Origin of the sequence: uncultured Thiohalocapsa sp., from assembly GCF_913063425.1 — a bacterium.
Taxonomy (GTDB): Bacteria; Pseudomonadota; Gammaproteobacteria; order Chromatiales; family Chromatiaceae; genus Thiohalocapsa.
Map to the genome: position 1 here is coordinate 20,992 of NZ_CAJXYK010000038.1, position 17,277 is coordinate 38,268.

Sequence of the window (17,277 nt, forward strand, 5' to 3'; positions counted from 1 at the left end):
CGTCAGCCCAGCGCGTCCGTGAACAGCAACAGCCAGAACAGCATCGCCGCGGATGCCCCGGCCATCAGATAGAACAGGCCCGGCAGGGGAATCCAGCGCGCCATGCCGAGCTTGACCAGCAGCGCATAGAGCACCACGGCTGCAACGACACCGAAGACGGCGCTTGGAATCCAGCCCGGGAAATAGGACCCCGCGATATCGATGACCGGCCCTGCCAGCATAGGCGCGGGCTATTGCGGCACCGGACCACGCAGCCCTGAGTCCGCCGCGACCAACGCCGCCGTCTGGGGAAGCTTCATGGACTGGGGTTTTACCTGATGCAAGGGTAATATCCCCCCTTTATGGCATAGGGCTCAAGCGGGCCGCAAGCCCGCCGGTGAGATCGCTGCGCCGCGCGGGCCCAAGATCCGGGGGAAATGGCCCAAACTGGTGCAGATTCAGATCAGCCATCCTTTTAAAGCGCCCCCAAGCCCCGTACTTTTCTGTCGCATGGATCAGCAGCGGCCTGCGGCAGCCGGGGACGGCCTGGTTGACGGGCCGTCGCGACCGGCCGGGGGCAACCGCGCAGGGCTTCGCCCTGGGCTTGCGGGCGGTTCCCCGGTAGTCAAAGCCATTGCCGCCTGCGGGCGATCCCCCGCCCCGCCGGCGCTGCCCTGGTCCAGGTCACCCTGGGCGCGACCCCCTCAGATGCCGCCGGTCACGCCTGCCCGTTGGTCCGCCGGAGCCCTCCATGCGTTGTCCTGAATGCGAAGCCATCGAAGCACTGCTGTTCGAGCCCACGCTGTTCTGGCTGCACCTGCCCACCGTCGATGTGCTGGACAAGCTGAAGCAGGCCTATGCCAGCCACGAGCCGCCGCTGCGCAGCGACCATGACCACCACGCGGCGCTGCTGGTGCCACGCGCCCAGGTGGGCCGCTTCATCGACACACTCAGCGCAACCCTGAACGGCCAGGAGCTCGCCGGCATCCGGCTGATCACCACTCCGGGCAAGGACCCCGGCATCGAGGATCTGGGCCGGGTCCTGGACGGCAAGGTCTTCGTGAACCGCTACCGGGGCCGCGAAATCACCGATGCACTGGCCGCAGGGCGCTACACCTCCTGGTTTCAGCCCATCCGCGCCGCCCAGGCACCCGAGGATGCGAAGCCCTTTGCACGGGAGGCCCTGTTCCGCCTCTGGGACGCCGCCGGTCATCTGATCCCGCCGGCTCGGGCCTTCCTGCAGGCGGACCTCTCCGGTCAGCTCTTCACGCTGGACTTGCTTGCCCGCCGCTGCGCCGTCGAGACCGCTGCCCGCGCCGGCTTCGCAGGCAACCTCTTCATCAACTTCAATCCGTCCAGCATCTATGATCCGGCCTACTGCCTGCGCACCACCGCGGCCACCATCGCCGAGCTGGGGCTGCGTCCGGAGAACATCGTCTTCGAGCTGACGGAGACCCATCGCGCCCGGGATATGGAACATCTGAAGCAGATCCTGCACTTCTATCGCGACGCCGGCTTCGGCGTCGCCATCGACGACATGGGCTCAGGCTGGGCGGGGCTGAATCTGCTGCACGAGCTGCGCCCCGACTACATGAAGCTCGATATGGCGCTCATCCGGGACATCGACCGGGATCGCTTCAAGCAGTCCATCGTCGTGCACCTGTTCGAGACCGCGCGACGCAACGGTATCCAGAGTCTCGCCGAAGGTGTGGAGACCGAGGCCGAGGCGGATTGGCTGCGCGCGGCCGGCGCGGATCTGTTGCAGGGCTTCCTGTTCGGCAGGCCCGAGCCCGTGGCGGATGCCGGGGATTGAGAGCAAGACCCGACGCGCAGACGCCCCGGCGTGCTCAGGCGTAGCGCGCCCAAAGTCCGAGAAACCGCTCCGCCGCGAGCTTCCAGTGGACCTGCGCCGGCAGCCCCAGGGCGCTCGCGGCACAGGGGTCCAGCAGCGAGCCGGCCTCGGTGAGCAACAGCGGCAGGACGGCGATGAGACGCTCGCGGGGATAGCGCAGGGCGCGGCGCGGCCGGCGCAGCGGCTCACGAGGGCCGAAGTCGCGCAGGGTGACGCCGAGGTTGCGGACCAGGTTGCCGCCCTGGCCCTTGGGCAGGTCGGGGCGACAGTAGTCGTGCCAGTCCGCAAAGCTGCGGCCCAGCCTGCGGATCTCGAACGCACGCAGGGTGGCGGTCCAGATGCGCAGCACGCGCGCCAGCCAGTCCGACGGGCGCGCGTGCGCAAACTCCGCATAGGCCGGATGGAACTTGTGCCGATAGGCAAGTCGGTAGAGCTCCAGAAACTCGTCATGCCTGGGCATGGGGTCCGGGCGCTCGTGCTCGTCCACGTAGACCGCCGGGCGCGGCGCCTGCAGGCGGGCGAGCTTCTCGGGGTAGGAGGGATGGTAGCACCCCGCGGCGGCGAGGCGGGCGTCGCCGCAGGCGAGCACTGCCTTGAACAGGTACTTGAAGAAGACCTCCCGCTCGCCCGCATCCAGACCACCGCCCACGCCGAGGGAGCGGCGCTCCAGCAGCAGTTGCTGATCCATGAGCAGCAGGGCGCCGCGGTTCAGCATGAGCCGGGTGAATTCACCCGGAGGCAGGCCGTGGAAGGGCATGTCGCGCATACCCCGCAGCACGTCCTGATCCCCCGCCACCACGCGGTGGCCCCAACGCATCTCGGCGTTCATCAGTGAGTATTCGGCGCGCTTCAGCCGCTCGACGCCGAGGAGCGCGAAGTCCACCTCCACACCCAAGCGCACGGTGAGCGTCTCGGCAAGCTCGCCCAGGGCCGCGTGCAGGGCGGCGCGGGCGCCGCCCGACATGCGGCGGACGACGACGAAGTAGTCGTAGTCGTTGAAGGGCGCCGGTCCCTGGTCGGTGACCACATAGCCGCCCTCGCCGCGCCCATAGCCGCCCATGAGCACCAGGGCGACGAGATGCGGCGCCGGCACCACGGCGGTGACCGCCGCCGCCACCTCGTGCTGGTCGGCCTCGATGCGTGCCTCCACCTCCGGCCCGCCGTCCAGGGTCCAGCGCGCAGGCGGGGCGGCGATGGGCTCCGCCGCTGCAACCGGCTCAGCCCTGCCCATGCGCAGCGCCCCGCTTGCCGTTCACCGCCCGCAGCCCCGCCCGCAGTCCACGCCAGCGGCCCCACTTCTGGGTCAGCCGCAGCGGGACGCTGTGCAGCGCCGCGTCCAGGGAGCGCTCGCGCACGGCCCAGTCCAGGTCCCGCAGCACCTCCATGCCCGCGGGCAGCACCATGTAGCGCAGGAAAGACATGTCCATCTCGCCGTTACGGAAGATCCAGGCCTCGGCCTTGCCCTCGCCGAACTGGCGCTTGTACGACTGCGCCAGGGTGTAGTTGTGGGAGTGCGTGGCCGCCGCCTCCGGCACGTAGACGATGCGCAGCCCCGCGCGGCGCAGCCGGTAGGACCATTCGATGTCTTCGGAGTATTGCACACGCGTCTCGAAGGGGTACTGCTCCAGTACCTCCCGCCGGGCGGCGGCGTTGGCCATGGAGAAGAAGTGCACCCAGTTTGCGGACTCGCTGCCGTCGCCGAAGGCGCGCTCCGTGTCCTTGCGGAACAGCTCCCGGCAGTCCGGACGCGCGGTCTGCCGGCCGAACACGGCGCCGACCTCCGGCGCCGCCAGCGGGGCGATGAGCCGCTCCAGCCAGTCCTCGCGCTCGGGGGTGGCATCGGAGTTGAGAAAGACCACGATGTCCGCGTCGGCGCCCGCCGTGGCCACGGCGTGGTTCAGCACCCGGCCCGGATTGTAGTCCTTGGGGTCGTTCTGCAGAATGCGCGCCGGGTCGTTGTACTCGCGGATCACCTCCAGGGTGCCGTCGCTGGAGCTGGAGTCGAAGCTCCAGAGCCTGAAGTTGCGGTAGCCCTGGCGGGCGACCATCTCCAGCGTGCCGCGGATGGTGTCGATGTCGTTGTAGGAGCGCATGGCGATGGCCACACGCGGTGCATGGCCCGGCTGTCCGCCGGCCCTGACCTGAGCACTGTCCCCGGGCATCTCATCCTCCCCGTGCCGTGTCGTTGTTGTGATTTGGGCGCCGTCGCGGGCTCGAAAGCCCCGCCACCGGACTCAGACGCGCTGCCAGGCCCGGCGGCTGAAGAGGCCGAGCAGGCCGGTCCAGAGCCAGCGCAGGTCGCCCAGGGCGCTGCGCTTGCCGGCATAGAAGGCGTCGCTCATGAGCCGCTCGTCGAAGGGCGCGTCCGCCGGCAGGTTCAGCTGGGTCGGCCCGATGAGCCCCACCGGCGCCTGGTCGCGCACCCGCTGCCAGTCCTCGGTGCGCGCCTCCGCCTGCTGCGGCGTCAGGGGTGCGACCCCCACCGGTCGCAGGTCGCCGCTGATGACGGCCAGGACCCGCGGCAGGGTCGCCAGCACCGGAATGCGGGTTGCGAACCTTCGGGTGACGAAGGCCCGCTCATTGCCGCCGCCGGCAGCGCCGTTCAGCGCCGGCGCGCGGTTGCCGATGAGGGTCTCCCCACGCAGCAGGCCGCCGCCGGACTCCAGCGCCGCGGCGGCAAGCGCAATGGGCCAGAGCGGCAGCGACAACAACAGCAGCAGCACGCCCAGCATGCGGTCGGAGAGGCGCGGACCCTCCGGCTGTGCGGCCTCCCCGCCCAGGCGCCCGAGCAGGAAGGCGTCCGCCACCTTGAGCACCGCACCCGTGTCCACTCGGATCAGCACATCGTGGGCGACGATGGCGTTGCTCACCTCCACCAGCTCGCCGATGTAGCTGTGCGGCAGGATGACGCTGTCGGCGATGGTGGCGCCCCGGTCCACTACCACGTCCCGGGCGACAACCACCTCGCCCAGCAGCTCCGCATCGGCGCTGATGCGGCTGTTCTCGCCCACATAGGCCTGGCCCTGCTTGAGGCTGCGGGGGGCCACGGCGGCGCGGCGCCCGGCAGTGAGGCCGAGCGCCACCTCGCGGCCGGCGGCGGCGAGGCCCGGGAGCCGCCCGGCCACCAGGTCGCGGTTGGCGCGGTGGTAGTCCGGCAGCGTCGCAAGCAGATTCAGGGGCGTGGCGGTGAGGTCTATGGCGTGGGCTGCACCGGCGGCGTCACCCGCCGCAGGCTGCGGATCCGGGGCGCCGCCCCAGTGCAGCAGATCCAGGAGCGGGCCCGGGTCCGGATGGCCGGCGCGCAGCAGCAGCAGCGAAGCGCGCGGGTCCGCCGCCTGCCCCACCACCACCGCACCGGGCAGCCCCTGGGCCTGGTCCAGGAAGGCCGCGATGCAGGGCGCCGCAAGCACGTCCGCGCGCAGCGCCAGCAGCGGCTCGTCGTCGCGCAGGGCGATGCGCGGCCAGACCGCGCTCGGCGCCTCCGCGCCCCCGCCGCCGGTCCGGCTGAGGGCAAAGCGAAAGCGCCCGCCCCAGCGCTCGCCGGCGCCGAGCAAAGCCTCCAGCTTGTCCGCATGCTCGCCGAGCACGAAGATGCACTCGGTGATGCCGGCGTCGATGAGCTCCTCCAGCCGGAACTGCACCAGGGGCCGGTCCGCCAGCGGCAGCAGCGCCGGCGCGTACTGGGCGTCCAGGGGCGCCAGGTCGGCGGCGGGGCGGTCTGCGAGCACGAGTGCGCGCATGGCTCAGGCGCTCCCGCCGCTGACGGGTGGGCGCACAGGCGCGCGGTGGCAAGCGGTGCGTCTCGCCTTGCACATGTCATGGTCCTCAGTAGGCGCCGGTGCCGAGCAGGAGCGCCGGCACGGTTTTGAGAAGGATTTTCAGGTCGGTCCAGAAGGACTGGGACTCGATGTACTGCACGTCGAGCTCCACCTGCTGCTCGAAGGGGATCTCCGAGCGCCCGGAGATCTGCCAGATGCAGGTGATGCCCGGGATGACTTCCAGGCGCCGGCGGTCGGAGAGGGAATACTCGTCCACCTCCGCGGGCACCGGCGGCCGCGGCCCCACCAGCGACATCTCGCCGCGGAGCACGTTCCACAGCTGGGGCAGCTCGTCAATGCTGGTCTTGCGGATGAAGCGGCCGACCTTGGTCACCCGCGGATCGTTCTTCATCTTGAAGATGACGCCGCCGGCCATCTCGTTCTGCGCCATCAGCGCCGCCTTGCGCGCCTCCGCGTCCACGTACATGGACCGGAACTTCCACATGGTAAACAGCCGCCCCCAGCGCCCGACGCGCGTCTGCCGGAACAGGATGGGCCCCGGCGACTCCAGCCGGATGGCCAGCACCACCATGGCGAATACCGGCAGCAACAGCACCAGCAGCACCGCGGAGGCTGCGATGTCGAACAGGCGCTTGACCAGATAGGAGCCGCGCACCACGCCCACCCAGGCGGCGCGCTTGAGCCACATGCGCGTCCGTGCCCGGGCACCGAGGGCAGCGGGATTGCCGTAGCGCTTGATGAGCGCCGCCTGCCGGCGCCGCTGCTCGCTGGCGGTGCTCATGGCGCGCCCCCGGGCGCGGCTTGCGCTGCCGGTGCGGGCCGCGGGGCGGTCGGCAGTTGGGCGGGCAGCGGGAAGCGCTCCGGGCGCTGCATCTGCCACCAGACGCGGTACAGGAACAGCGGGTTGCCGATGACGTAGCGCCGCCACATGCGCCCCAGCTCCTGAAGCAGCCGGTAGGCCCACTCCAGGCCGATCTCACGCATCCACTCGGGTGCCCGCGGGATGCGCCCGGAGTAGAAGTCGAACAGGCCGCCGACGCCCATGCGCACCGGCGGTGCGAGAACGTCCCGGTGCTGGTGCAGCCACAGGTCCTGGCGCGGCGCACCGAAGGCCACCAGCAGGATGTCGGCGCCGCTGGCGTTGATCTGTTCGATGACGGCGGGCTCCTCGGCGGCGTCGAAGTAACCGTCCCGCGTGCCGGCAATGCGCAGCGCCGGGTAGCGCTGGCGCATGCTCTGCGCCGCCGCCGCGGCGACCCCGGGCCGGGCGCCCAGCAGGAACAGCGAGCGCCCTGCGCCGCCGCCGCCTCGCACAGCAGGGGGAACAGGTCGGTGCCGTTGACGTTCTCCCGCAGCGCCAGCCCCTGCATGCGGCAGCCGATGTGGATGCCGATGCCGTCCGGCAGCACACGCGCCGCCGCAAGCAGCGCCGTGCGGTAGTCCGCATGGCGCCAGGCGATGTTGAGGCAGTCCGGGTTGACGAAGGCGACCTGCCGAGGCGCCCGGTCCGCCGCCCCGCAGGCCGCCATAAGCCAGTCCACCGCCGCCTGCATGCTGGTGTTGAGGATGGGAATGCCGAAGAAGTTGAGCACCGCGGGCATCTCCCGGGCGCCGCCGCCGCCCAGCACTCCGCTCACCATGGAGCGGGCGGCGAGACCGAGGTCCCCATGCATCGATTGGCTGTAGACGAAGTCCCGGTCCAGCCGGCTCTCGCCCACATGGGCGATGCCCACGCTGCGCTTGACGCCGAAGGGGGACACCAGACCCGGGCGCACCGTAAAGCGCACGGCGTCCGCAACCGGCACGGCAGCGGCCTCCGCCGCCGTGAGCGGGCGTGGCCCGACGATGGCGAGGTCCCCCTTCAGCACGCTGAGCCACACGGCGAGCCCACGCAGCGGACCCCGGCCGGCAAAGCGCAGGCGCTGGATGCGGCTGCGAAAGCGCCCGATGAGCGCCTGCGGCGTGAACAGTCCGCCCGTTTGCGCCAGGCTGGCGGCGGCGCGCGCCAGGACCAAGGGCGAAAGCACCAGCAGCAGGGCCGACGCAATGGCAATGTCCAGGAGCCGCGGCAGGGCATCCGCAAAGAAGCGCAGCACCGGCAGCAGCCTGCGCCTGACGGCAAGGCGCCACCGCCCGCGCGTGCGCTTGCCGAGCGGCCCCGGAATCTTGAGCGCTTGTCGTCCCATGTGCCTGCCGACGTCGTGCTGATTTATGTGCGTCTCAGGGTGGCGCTCAGGGTGGGTCTAAGGCTGGCTCTCAGGGTGGGGCTCAGGCGCCCGGCGCCCTCGGTGCCCCATGGCCGAAAGCGCCGCCGCCGGCCTTGGTGCCACCGCAGCCGCGCGCAGGAGAAGGACAACGGGTTCAGCCCACAGGAACTGTGCGCCGCATCACATTTTCAGGCGCAGCGCCGGGCGGCACGGACCGCGCCCGGAGTCCCGGCACCGAGCCGCATCGACCCTTGAGCACAGTTCGGCAACAGGCATGCTGCAAGTGGTTGGATGCAGGTAACTGACGCACACGCCCCAGCAATCCGCCGACGACGCGGGGAGCCCTGGACATGGCTGGGGCAGCCGCGTCGGGAGGGGGCGGATCAGCCGCCGTCGGTGATCGGCGTCAGCAGATCCGCATCGTCATTGCGGGGGCTGTTGACCCGGCGCGAGACCGGGTCCAGCACCCAGGCGCCGGCGGGCGCCGGTCTGAGCAGGGCCTGCAGGGCATCGGTGTCGGCGTTGTCCGGGTCGAGCCAGGTATCCATGGCGCCCGGGGTATCCGGGTCGAGCACCACGGGCATGCGCTCGTGCACCGGTGCGATGGCGGCATTGGCATCCGTGACCACGATGGTGCACGAGTGCACCGGATCACCTTCCTGCGGCCGCCAGACCTCCCAGAGCCCCGCGAGCAGAATGGGCGCGCCGTCCCGGCGGTGGATGAAATAGGGCTGCTTGGGCTTGGACCTATCCTTGCCCACGCCCTTACCGCCGCCCTTGCCTGCATCCTCGCCGGCGACAGGTGCCTGCCATTCGTAGAAGCCGTCCGCGGGGATCAGGCAGCGCCGGCGCTTGAAGGCGCTGCGATAGGCCGGCTTGGTCGCGACCGACTCGGCGCGGGCGTTGATCATGCTGTAACGGTTGTCCGGCCCCTGCGACCAGCTCGGAATCAGCCCCCAGCGCAGGGCCGCGAGCTCCCGCCCGCCGTCCTTGGCCGCACGGATCGCCAGCACCGGCCGGGTGGGCGCAACATTGAAGCTCGGGCGCCAGTCGCCCAAGCCATCCGCCGGCAGCTCCGCGGCGTATCGGCTCGCGTAGATCTCCGGGTCCGCGTGTTGGACGAAACGACCGCACATGGGAGGAGCCTAGCGAGTCGAGTCTGCTCACTGCAAGCGCTGTCCGTCGAGCGCCGGCCGGCAATCAACTGGTATCTCCCTTAGGCAGCCCCCCGCCGTCGCCGCTGAACACCGATGGCAGCAATGCCGATGCCGAGAAGCGCGACCGTGGCCGGCGCAGGGACGGTGGGCCCAGCGGTAGCCGACGCGAAGCCGTCTGCGTCGATCAGGCCGGTGATGAAGTTCTGCCCGCCCGCGGCCAGATCGAAGGAAAAGGTCCCCGTGCCGCCGTCGCTGTCGCTGAGGGGGCCGAAGAGTAGGCCTGCGCTTGCTTCGAGCACGAAATCAACAAAGCCCTCGTCGTCGAGGATGTCCACGAGCGCGAAGGCAGAGGCATCGTCCCCATCGGCGAGGGAACCGGTGACCCCAGCAGCCACCGCGAAATCGTAGGCGAAGTTGAAGTTCAGAACGTCAGGGGAGAGGTTCTCGACGAATAAGCTGAAATCCGTCCAGGAGAGGGACTCGGCGCTGCCGAGCGTGGCGTTCCCGAAGGCCCTGGACGACTGGACCACGGTGTCGTCGACGCCCAGCAACAACGGCGGATCGACGACGACGTTGTCGAAGTCGGCGTTGGCCGATCCTGTGGTGAAGGCGCCCTCGTCGAAGGTCGAGCCGGAGGCCCCGACCAAGAAGTCGTCGGGGCTCGCAGCGCCGTCGCTGCCGACCACCGAGAGGAGCGTCAGACTGATGCTGGCTTCCGCCTCATAGGTGGCGAAGGCGCTTGCCGCCGGCGTAAACGCTGTACCCAATATGAGGGTCGCCGCGAGCGCCGCTGAACGCGCGCAAGAAGATTTCGTTTGCCTACCGTACATGTCATTCACCCTGGTGGTCAGACGTTTGCGGGATGTACATTTGCACGACGAGACGGCACCCAGCGCCAATGGACATTGCGGCCGTTGCAGGCCCGCATTCATGCCCATCATTGATAACCGCGGTGTCCGATCAGTCGGTCAGCCTGCCAAAAATCTCTCTCCGACGTTTTCACTGCGTTCCCGGGTGAAGCCGAAAACACAGGGGCTGCATCGCATACGCCCGCGATTAAATCTCTGCTGGCGAGCATGCAACAGCTCCAATCAGCAATGGCAGCGTGCGAGACGATACAAATCGAACACGCTCTGCGAAAGCATCCGGGAGCCCGAAGCCTGTGGAGGCGCAAAAAAGTCCGACGAACGGCCAATGTATAGGTCTTTTGACTGAGCTTGGAATACAGTGATTCCCTGAGCCTTATATCCAGCTTTCTGCAGAAAAAGCGTTTTTGGTCGGCAGCCCGTGTCCGGGTCAGGTTTCACGCGCCAGCGCCTTGCAGCCTCATTGCGCATCGACGCAATGCTGTGTCATTCGCAATCGCGGGGGCCTCAGCGCACTGACATTGGGACGACGGTGCACGGGGCGCTGGACCATCGTGCAAGGCGTACCGACCAAGAGCACACCATGGACCACGTGGATGATCTCAGCGCTGCCGATGCCGCAGCTCCCGGCGCCGAGCTGGCGCTACGCGGGTTGGGTACTCCGCCGGCGGCAGCCTCAGGCCATCGAAGGTTGCTGCGCCTTGACGCCCGCCACGCGCCTGCGATGATGGCGGGCTCCGCCACCGCGCCTTTGCACGCCCTTTCCTGACGCCCGCCATGCCCGACCCCGCCGACCGCATCCGCCTGCGCGGGGTGCGGCAGAACAACCTGAAGCACCTGGACCTGGACCTGCCGCTCGGCGAGCTCATCGTCGTCACCGGTGTCTCGGGCTCCGGCAAGTCGTCGCTGGCCTTCGACACCGTCTATGCCGAGGGCCAGCGGCGCTATGTCGAGACCTTCTCGCCCTATGCCCGGCAGTTCCTTGACCGGATGGACCGCCCGCAGGCGGACCGCATCGACGGCATCCCCCCGGCCATCGCCATCGACCAGACCAATCCCGTGCGCACCTCACGCAGCACCGTCGGCACCATGACGGAGCTGAACGACCATCTGAAGCTGCTCTTCGCCCGCGCCGCCCGGCTGTTCTGCCGTGGCTGCGGCCGCGAGGTGCGCCGGGATACGCCCGAGAGCATCTGGGGCGCCCTGCGCCACCGCACGGGGCAGGACCGGGCGGATGCCGGTGAGCGGCCGGAGCCCCTGCGCGCACTCATCTGCTTCGACGTGCCGGTGCCGGAGTCCATGACCGCGGCGCAGGTGAAGGAGCTGCTGGGCCAACAGGGCTACATCCGGTTCCTCGCCGAGTCCGATGCGCGGCTTGAGGTGATCCAGGACCGGCTCAAGCTGGACGCGGACAACCAAAGCCGTGCCGTGGAGGCACTCGCCGCAGCGCTGGAGCACGGCCGCGGTCGGCTCCGGGTCTATCCGCTGGACGCGGAGCGCAATCCGGGCGAGCCCTGGCGCTTCTCCTCTGACCTGCACTGTCCGGACTGCGACATCCATTACCGGGACCTGCAGCCGGCGCTGTTCTCGTTCAACTCGCCGCTCGGGGCCTGCGACAGCTGCCGCGGCTTCGGCCGGGTCATCGGCATCGACTGGTCGCTGGTGGTGCCGGATGCGTCCAAAAGCCTGCTGGACGGGGCCATCAAGCCCATCCAGTCGGACAGCTACTCGGAGGTGCAGGAGGACCTGATGGCCTTCGCCCATCGCCGCGGCGTGCCCACGGACGTGCCCTGGCGGGATCTCTCGGAGGCCGATCGCGAGTGGGTACTGGAGGGCGAGGGCGAGTGGGAGGAGCGGGTGTGGTACGGCATCCGCCGCTTCTTCGACTGGCTGGAGGGCCGCGCCTACAAGATGCACGTGCGGGTGCTGCTGTCGCGCTACCGCAGCTACGACAGCTGCCCCGCCTGCGCCGGCGCCCGGCTCAAGGACGCGGCGCTCGACTTCCGCGTCGGCGACCATGGCCTGGCGGACACCGCCCTGCCCCGGGGGGAGCGCTTCCGCCACCAGCGCATCGCCATGCCGGATCTCGCCTGGCTCGGCCTGCCGGGGCTCAACCTGCACGACCTCATGCGCCTGCCCATCGCCCGCTGCCGGGCCTTCTTCGACGACCTGGCACTGCCCGGGGCCATGGACCAGGCGATGGAGCTGCTGCTCGCGAACATCCGCTCGCGGCTCAGGTATCTCACCGAGGTGGGACTCGGCTACCTGACCCTGGACCGCCAGTCCCGCACCCTCTCCGGCGGCGAGGTGCAGCGCATCAATCTCACCACGGCGCTGGGCACCTCGCTGGTGAATACGCTGTTCGTGCTGGACGAGCCGAGCATCGGCCTGCATCCGCGGGACATGGACCGGGTGGTGGGCATCCTCGAGCGTCTGCGCGACCAGGGCAACACGCTGCTGGTGGTGGAGCACGACCCGCAGGTGATGCTCGCGGCGGACCGGATTCTGGACATCGGCCCGGGCCCCGGCGAGCGCGGCGGCGAGTTGGTGTTCCAGGGGCCGCCGGCGGCGCTGCTGCAGGCGCCTGGGTCCCTCACCGGCGCCTACCTGGCCGGGCGCCGCCGGGTGGAGCCGCCGCGGGAGCCGAGACCACCCGCGGCGGATGAGCCCGCCATCGGCATCCGCAACGCCCGCGAGCACAACCTGCGCGGCGTCGACCTCGAGATTCCGCTCGGCCGGCTGGTGGTGGTGACGGGCGTCTCCGGCTCCGGCAAGTCGACGCTGGTGCAGGAGGTCCTGTTTCACCACCTCGCCAAGGCCAAGGGGCATCCGGAGGGTGCGCTCGGCGACTGCGATGCGGTCACCGGCGCCGACCTTGTGCGCGACGTACTGATGCTGGACCAATCCCCCATCGGCCGCTCATCGCGCTCCAACCCGGCGAGCTTCGTCGGCGCGCTGGACCCCATCCGCAAGCTGTTCGCCGCAACGCCTCTGGCCAGGGAGCGGGGCTGGAAGGCGGGGCACTTCAGCTTCAATTCGGGCACCGGGCGTTGCCCCACCTGTGCAGGCTCGGGCTTCGAGCACGTGGAGATGCAGTTCCTCTCCGACGTCTATCTGCGCTGCCCGGACTGCAACGGGCGGCGCTACAAAAGCGCGGTGCTCGACGTGCGCCTGGACGGGCTCGCGCAGCCCGGCGCCGGGCATGCGCCGGAGCAGCGCCCGAAGCAGCACCCGGAACAGCATCAGCAGCCGAGCGGGGCCGGGCTCAACATCGCCGAGGTGCTGGAGCTGACGGTGGCCGATGCCCTGAGCGCGTTCGCCGCGCATGCGGACGTCACCCGCGCGCTCAAGCCGCTGGCCGATGTGGGCCTGGACTATCTGCGCCTGGGGCAGCCGGTGCCGACGCTGTCCGGCGGCGAGGCACAGCGCCTGAAGCTCGCCGGGCACCTGGCCAAGTCGCTCGGGAAGCGCCGTGGGGCGGGGCTCCTGTTGTTGCTGGACGAGCCCACCACGGGTCTGCATTTCGATGACATTGCGACCCTGCTCCGGGCCTTCCGCCGCCTCATCGACGCCGGCCACTCCCTGGTGGTGATCGAGCACAATCTGGACCTGATCCGCGCCGCGGACTGGCTCGTCGACCTGGGCCCCGAGGGCGGCGACGGCGGCGGGAACATCGTCTGCACCGGAACACCTGTGGATGTCGCCCGGCATGAGACAAGCCACACGGGCAAGGCGCTGCGGGCACTGGGAACGAGTATCGAGGCGCGCGGTGCGAGGGCTGCGCGGCGGGTCGCTGACAGCGCCGGGCACTACATCGCGGAGGAAACCGTGGTGGCCGCGCCCCTTGAGCTTCGCCCCTCGAAACCCGACCACCAAAACGCGATCCTCATCAAGCATGCCCGCGAGCACAACCTGAAGGATCTGACCCTGTCCATCGAGCGCGAGCGCTTCGTGGTGGTCACCGGCGTCTCCGGCAGCGGCAAAAGCACACTCGCCTTCGACATCCTGTTTGCAGAGGGCCAGCGGCGCTATCTGGAGTCGCTGAACGCCTATGCGCGGCAGTTCGTGCAGCCGGCGGCGCGGGCCGATGTGGACGCCATCTTCGGCATCCCGCCCACCATCGCCATCGAGCAGCGCACCAGCCGCGGCGGGCGCAAGAGTACCGTCGGCACCCTCACGGAAATCCATCACTTCCTGCGGCTGCTCTACGTGAAGCTCGGCGTGCAGCACTGCCCGGACTGTAACCTGCCCATCGCCGCACAGCCCCGCACGGCCATCCTGGAGCGCCTGCGCTCGGACTTCGCCGGCCGCAGCGTGACCCTGCTGGCACCGCTGGTGATCGCCCGCAAGGGCCTCTACAACGATCTCGCCGCCTGGGCGGCCCGCCAGGGCCATCCGCTCTTGTGGGTGGACGGGGAGCCCATGCCCACGCAGCCCTGGCCGAAGCTGGACCGGTTTCGCGAGCACGACATCGACCTGCCCGTGGGCGATGTGGAGCCGGGCAGCGCACCCACCGAGACCCTGGCGGCCCTGCTGGACCAGGCGCTGGATGCCGGCAAGGGCCTGGTGCGGGTGCTGCCGGCGGGCGCGGCCACGGCCGCCGCCACCTATTCCACCAGCCGCACCTGCCCGGGCTGCGGGCGCGGCTTCGAGGAGCCGGACCCGCGGCTCTTCTCCTACAACTCCAAGCACGGCTGGTGTCCGAGCTGCTTCGGCACCGGCGTCGAGCTCGCCGGCTTCGACGCGGAACAGAGCGGCGAAGAAGGCCAGTGGCTGGAGGGCGACGACGGCGGCGCCGAGGTCTGCACCGCCTGCGACGGCGCCCGGCTCAAGGCCGAGGCTTTGGCGGTGCGCTTCAAGGGTCAGAGCATCGCCGAGCTGTCGGCGCTCACCGTGGCGGCGGCGGCGGACCTGCTGGGCGCTCTGACGCTGGATGCCCGGGAGGCGGCCATCGGTGCCGACGTCATCGCGGAGGTGCGCTCTCGGCTCGGCTTTCTGGCCCAGGTGGGCCTTGCGTATCTCAGCCTGGACCGGGCGGCGCCGACGCTCTCCGGCGGCGAGGCCCAGCGCATCCGCCTTGCCGCCCAGCTGGGCTCGAATCTGCGCGGTGTCTGCTATGTGCTGGACGAGCCGAGCATCGGCCTGCATCAGCGCGACAACGCCCGCCTCATCGACACCCTGGCGGGCCTGCGCGCGCGTGGCAACAGCGTCATTGTGGTGGAGCACGACGAGGACACCATGCGCGCCGCCGATGAGATCATCGACCTGGGCCCCGGCGCCGGGCGCAACGGCGGCGCCGTGGTGGCCCGCGGCAGCGCAGCGGAGCTGGCGGCGGCCCCGGCTTCGCTCACCGGGCGCTTCCTGAGTCGCCCTCCCCAGCCGCCCGCACAGCCGCCCCGCCCCTGCCGGCCGGACGCCGCCGACCGGCTCCGGCTCCAGGGCGCGGCGCGGCACAACCTCCGGCACCTGGACGTCGCCCTACCCCTGGCGCGGCTGGTGTGTGTCACCGGTGTGTCGGGCTCCGGCAAGTCGACCCTGGTGCGCGATGTGCTTGCACCCTCCCTGCGGGGACTGCTGGCGGCGGAGCGCCCGGGCCCGCGTGGGCGCCGGCATGTGCTTCAGGGCTGCCGCTCGGTCACCGGCTGGCAGGCCCTGAGCCGGGTGCTGGAGGTGGACCAGACACCCATCGGCAAAACCCCGCGCTCCTGCCCCGCCACCTACATCGGTTTTTGGGACGCCATCCGCCGGCTGTTCGCGGCGACGCCCGAGGCGCGCATGCTGGGCTGGGGGCCTGGGCGCTTCTCCTTCAACACCAAGGGCGGGCGCTGCGACGCCTGCGACGGCCAGGGCGTGCAGCGCATGGAGATGAGCTTCCTGCCGGACGTGAAGGTTCCGTGCGAGGTCTGCCACGGCAGCCGCTTCAACGCCGAGACCCGGGGCATCCGCTACCGCGACCACAGTATCGGCGAGGTGCTCGGCCTCAGCATCGACGCGGCGACGGAGCTGTTCGCCGCCCATCCTGCTGTGCGCCGGCCGCTGGAGCTGTTGCAGGCCGTGGGCTTAGGCTACCTGACCCTGGGCCAGGCAAGCCCGACCCTGTCCGGCGGTGAAGCGCAGCGCATCAAGCTGGTGGCGGAGCTGGCGAAGGCGCGCAGCGACGCCGAAGGCCGCGCCGCGCGGCCCACGCTCTATGTGCTCGACGAGCCGAGCGTGGGGCTGCACATGGCCGACGTGGAGCGGCTCATCGTGGTGCTGCAGCGGCTGGTGGACGCCGGCCACTCGGTGGTGGTGATCGAGCACGACCTGGACCTGATCGCCGCCGCCGACTGGGTCATCGATCTCGGGCCAGAAGGAGGCGCCGGCGGCGGTACCCTGGTGGCAGCGGGGCCGCCAGCCGCAATTGCAGCCGCGGGCACGGGCCACACCGCCCTGGCGCTGCGCCGGAAGCTCGGCCTCGGCTGAAGCCGCGCTTTCGGCGCCGCCCGGGCGCGGGTTGACGTCAGTCGCTCACGCATGGACGCCGAGGGTCTGGTGGATCTGGCCCACCACCAGCGGATGCAGTCCGCTCGCCTGGGCGAACTGCTGGAGGTACTGCCTCTCGGCGTCGGTGTCCACCTCCACCGCCAGCAGCGAGGCCGTGTACACCTGCGCCGCGACCTCCTGATTCGGAATCTCCGCCGCGAACGCCTGCACATTGAGCGGCGCCTGCATCTCCTGCATGACCCACTGCTGCATGCCCTGATCCGCGCCGGATTCCTGGAGCTTGCCGACGATGCGCTGCATCTCCTTCGGGGAGATCTGGCCGTCGGACTTGGCGGCGTTGATCATGCCCTTCAGCACCAGCTGGGCGGTGGACTCCAGGGCCTCTTCCTCCGCCGTGGTCTGCGGCGGGCGCATGCCGAGCGGCACGTCGCCACCGGACCAGGGGCCGCTGCCCTGAGCTTGACCACCGCCGGGCATCAGCCCCCCCAGCAGGTCCGCGAGGCCGCCGCCCTGCCCGCTCGCTGTCTGCTGCTCGCCGGCTGCGGTGAGCGCCTTCATGGCGACGCTGGCCAGCACCGCCATCATGCCGCCCTGCACGGCCCCCTTGCCGCCACCCATCAGCGAGCCGAGCACGGCACCGAGGCCACCCGCCTGCCCAGGATGCTGCGCAGCGCCGCCGAGCCCGCCTTTGACCATGTCGAGGATGCCGCCGAGCATGCCACCCGGGCCGCCTGGCATGCCGCCGGCCGGCGCGCCGCCGCCGAAGCCGCTGCGCTGGAGCTGCTCCAGTGCGCTGCCGATGCGGTTGCCCGCAGACGGCGCCATGGCGCTTTCCATGAACGCGCCGATGAGATTGCCGAAATTGCTCATGTGCCTTGCCTCTGTGGGGTAGAACGCAGGGGCGGCGGCTGCCGCGCCTGTTCAGCCCGACGCTCAACCGGATGCCCGGGCCGG

At 70.3% G+C, this 17,277-nt stretch carries 11 protein-coding genes and 1 pseudogene; 2 read left to right on the forward strand and 10 right to left on the reverse strand.

Annotated features, from left to right (window positions below; translation table 11 throughout):
• Positions 1-2 precede the first annotated feature (2 nt).
• Positions 3-221 (reverse strand): YtcA family lipoprotein, encoded by a 219-nt coding sequence (locus QZ607_RS18230; RefSeq protein ID WP_295885619.1) that lies wholly within the window; start codon positions 219-221, stop codon positions 3-5.
• Between the two features lie 509 nt (positions 222-730).
• Here QZ607_RS18230 and QZ607_RS18235 point away from each other — a divergent pair.
• The gene (locus tag QZ607_RS18235; protein ID WP_295885622.1) at positions 731-1,792 is read left to right on the forward strand and encodes an EAL domain-containing protein; all 1,062 of its coding nucleotides are present in this window, start codon (positions 731-733) and stop codon (positions 1,790-1,792) included.
• Positions 1,793-1,826: 34 nt separating this feature from the next.
• Here QZ607_RS18235 and QZ607_RS18240 read toward each other — a convergent pair whose 3' ends face one another.
• From QZ607_RS18240 to QZ607_RS18275, 8 genes and pseudogenes are all read right to left on the reverse strand, one after another.
• Positions 1,827-3,062, reverse strand: a complete 1,236-nt coding sequence (locus QZ607_RS18240; protein WP_295885623.1) for a hypothetical protein — start codon at positions 3,060-3,062, stop codon at positions 1,827-1,829.
• Positions 3,049-3,993 (reverse strand): glycosyltransferase, encoded by a 945-nt coding sequence (locus QZ607_RS18245; RefSeq protein ID WP_295885624.1) that lies wholly within the window; start codon positions 3,991-3,993, stop codon positions 3,049-3,051. The genes QZ607_RS18240 and QZ607_RS18245 overlap by 14 nt, the downstream gene beginning before the upstream one ends.
• A gap of 72 nt (positions 3,994-4,065) precedes the next feature.
• Positions 4,066-5,571, reverse strand: coding sequence for an NDP-sugar synthase (locus QZ607_RS18250; RefSeq protein ID WP_295885625.1), 1,506 nt, complete (start codon positions 5,569-5,571; stop codon positions 4,066-4,068).
• Positions 5,572-5,656: 85 nt separating this feature from the next.
• Positions 5,657-6,391 (reverse strand): exopolysaccharide biosynthesis polyprenyl glycosylphosphotransferase, encoded by a 735-nt coding sequence (locus QZ607_RS18255; RefSeq protein ID WP_295885626.1) that lies wholly within the window; start codon positions 6,389-6,391, stop codon positions 5,657-5,659.
• Positions 6,388-6,924 (reverse strand): WecB/TagA/CpsF family glycosyltransferase, encoded by a 537-nt coding sequence (locus tag QZ607_RS18260; protein ID WP_295885630.1) that lies wholly within the window; start codon positions 6,922-6,924, stop codon positions 6,388-6,390. The genes QZ607_RS18255 and QZ607_RS18260 overlap by 4 nt, the downstream gene beginning before the upstream one ends.
• A gap of 383 nt (positions 6,925-7,307) precedes the next feature.
• Positions 7,308-7,796, reverse strand: a pseudogene (locus tag QZ607_RS25940) (sugar transferase); the annotation flags it as partial.
• A 404-nt stretch (positions 7,797-8,200) separates the two neighbouring features.
• A complete protein-coding gene (locus tag QZ607_RS18270; protein ID WP_295885634.1) occupies positions 8,201-8,953 on the reverse strand; it encodes an SOS response-associated peptidase in 753 nt (250 codons plus the stop codon).
• Positions 8,954-9,033: 80 nt separating this feature from the next.
• Positions 9,034-9,915 (reverse strand): PEP-CTERM sorting domain-containing protein, encoded by an 882-nt coding sequence (locus tag QZ607_RS18275; protein WP_295885636.1) that lies wholly within the window; start codon positions 9,913-9,915, stop codon positions 9,034-9,036.
• A gap of 702 nt (positions 9,916-10,617) precedes the next feature.
• Here QZ607_RS18275 and QZ607_RS18280 point away from each other — a divergent pair.
• Positions 10,618-16,302 carry an excinuclease ABC subunit UvrA gene (locus QZ607_RS18280; protein ID WP_295885637.1) on the forward strand — a complete coding sequence of 1,895 codons (5,685 nt, stop codon included), beginning with the start codon at positions 10,618-10,620 and terminating at the stop codon, positions 16,300-16,302.
• A 45-nt stretch (positions 16,303-16,347) separates the two neighbouring features.
• Here the strand turns inward: QZ607_RS18280 and QZ607_RS18285 are convergent, their stop codons facing one another.
• Entirely contained in the window at positions 16,348-17,193 is an 846-nt protein-coding gene (locus QZ607_RS18285; RefSeq protein ID WP_295885639.1) for a tellurite resistance TerB family protein, read from the reverse strand.
• Positions 17,194-17,277: the final 84 nt, after the last annotated feature.

Bases quoted from the DNA above. Each gene is read 5' to 3' on its own strand.
- QZ607_RS18275 (WP_295885636.1), bottom strand. From the start codon at position 9,915: ATGATGGGCATGAATGCGGGCCTGCAACGGCCGCAATGTCCATTGGCG.
- QZ607_RS18245 (WP_295885624.1), bottom strand. From the start codon at position 3,993: ATGCCCGGGGACAGTGCTCAGGTCAGGGCCGGCGGACAGCCGGGCCAT.
- QZ607_RS18240 (WP_295885623.1), bottom strand. From the start codon at position 3,062: ATGGGCAGGGCTGAGCCGGTTGCAGCGGCGGAGCCCATCGCCGCCCCG.
- QZ607_RS18230 (WP_295885619.1), bottom strand. From the start codon at position 221: ATGCTGGCAGGGCCGGTCATCGATATCGCGGGGTCCTATTTCCCGGGC.
- QZ607_RS18270 (WP_295885634.1), bottom strand. From the start codon at position 8,953: ATGTGCGGTCGTTTCGTCCAACACGCGGACCCGGAGATCTACGCGAGC.
- QZ607_RS18280 (WP_295885637.1), top strand. From the start codon at position 10,618: ATGCCCGACCCCGCCGACCGCATCCGCCTGCGCGGGGTGCGGCAGAAC.
- QZ607_RS18250 (WP_295885625.1), bottom strand. From the start codon at position 5,571: ATGCGCGCACTCGTGCTCGCAGACCGCCCCGCCGCCGACCTGGCGCCC.
- QZ607_RS18285 (WP_295885639.1), bottom strand. From the start codon at position 17,193: ATGAGCAATTTCGGCAATCTCATCGGCGCGTTCATGGAAAGCGCCATG.
- QZ607_RS18235 (WP_295885622.1), top strand. From the start codon at position 731: ATGCGTTGTCCTGAATGCGAAGCCATCGAAGCACTGCTGTTCGAGCCC.
- QZ607_RS18255 (WP_295885626.1), bottom strand. From the start codon at position 6,391: ATGAGCACCGCCAGCGAGCAGCGGCGCCGGCAGGCGGCGCTCATCAAG.